This is a genomic window from Methylobacterium trifolii, assembly GCF_022179685.1.
Lineage (GTDB): Bacteria > Pseudomonadota > Alphaproteobacteria > Rhizobiales > Beijerinckiaceae > Methylobacterium > Methylobacterium trifolii.
Genome location: NZ_BPRB01000419.1, coordinates 1 through 1,253, shown reverse-complemented (window position 1 = coordinate 1,253; position 1,253 = coordinate 1). Strand labels below are relative to the sequence as shown.

The following is a 1,253-nucleotide window of genomic DNA, read 5'->3' as shown; positions in this document are numbered from 1 at the left end:
ACCCTCGGAAGGTCCGCTCCCGGCCTGTTGAGGCAGAGGTCAACGACCGGGTTGGGTGGATTGCGGTCTGTCCGCTAATTGGCGGCAGATCGACAAAGCGGTCATCCAGCATTGCCGAACTGCCCCGGGATGAAGAACCCCGGCGGAGACCAGCCAGGCCCACGTAATTATGAGGAAAGGCATCACCGAGGAGGGTTCGGACCATCTCCTCGGCTACAATCCCGACTTAGTCGATGCAACAAGGTCCACGTCGCCCTCCGCAATCTCTTGCGTCGTCGTTCCATGGCCAGGCGCTTCAACTTCGAGGACCAGAATGCGCAGCACAGCCTCCACGAGAAAGCTCGGCATGTCTCACCGTTCGGCCTATGCGCTGGCCCTCCTGTGGGGGATCTCGGCCACCCCCGTGGTGGCGGTCACGCCGGTGACACCGGTGGGCGTCGAGAGCTGCGACGCCTTCCTGGAGGCTTATGCCCAGTGCGCCGCCAGCCCCGGCGTACCGGAAGCCGCTCGCCCCGGCATCCGCCAGGGCATCAATACGATGCGCGAGAGCTTCCGCGACTCGGTCCTGCGCAACGAGGCGGCGCGTCCGACCGTGGCCTATCAGTGCGCCCAGGCTCATGAGGCCGTGCGCAAAAGCTTGGTCGACGCATTCAAATGCGATTTTCCCGCCGCACCCGCGGCCTCCCAGGCCCTGTTGCAGAGCCCGCCGCCACCGCCGGGCTCGGCTCGGGCGACCGCCCGCCCGGCGCCGGCGCAGACGCCCGAGGCTCAGGCGCTGGCAAAGGCCAATGCCTACACCGAGGCCCAGAACCACTTGGTCCGATCTCATCCCCTGGAGCAGCAGTTGGCTGACTACCGGCGCGATAACGAGCGGGTGCTCAAGCTCGGAACGAAGCTCGGCGCCAACGCCTGGTACCACTTCGGCATCGTGGATTTCGACGGGGTCATCGACGAGTTGGAGAAGGCCGTTGCCTTGCCGAGCGTCGTGCCAGAGGTGGATGCTCAGGCCGCCCGGCTGCTGGCCGCCCTACGCGAGGTCAATCCCATCCTGAAGGCGCTCACGCGCTATCAGACCACGCGCGAGTTCAAGGAGGATGGCTTCAAGTTCGCCCGCGAGCAGCACGCGATCCTCGTCCCCCGCGTCGAGGCGGCCGCCAAGGCGATGGACGCGTATGGCACGGCCCTGTTCGAGCGCGAGATCGCCCGGGATGAGCGCCGTCTGGCGGCCCTGCCGGAGGATGCGCCGGCACGGC

The 1,253-nt window shown here is 66.9% G+C and carries 1 protein-coding gene; it reads left to right on the top strand.

All coding sequences use genetic code 11. From position 1 onward, the window contains the following. Positions 1 to 313 precede the first annotated feature (313 nt). A partial coding sequence (locus tag COGEMETH_RS25480) for a DUF3829 domain-containing protein (RefSeq protein WP_238185448.1) occupies positions 314 to 1,253 on the top strand: 940 nt, incomplete at its 3' end.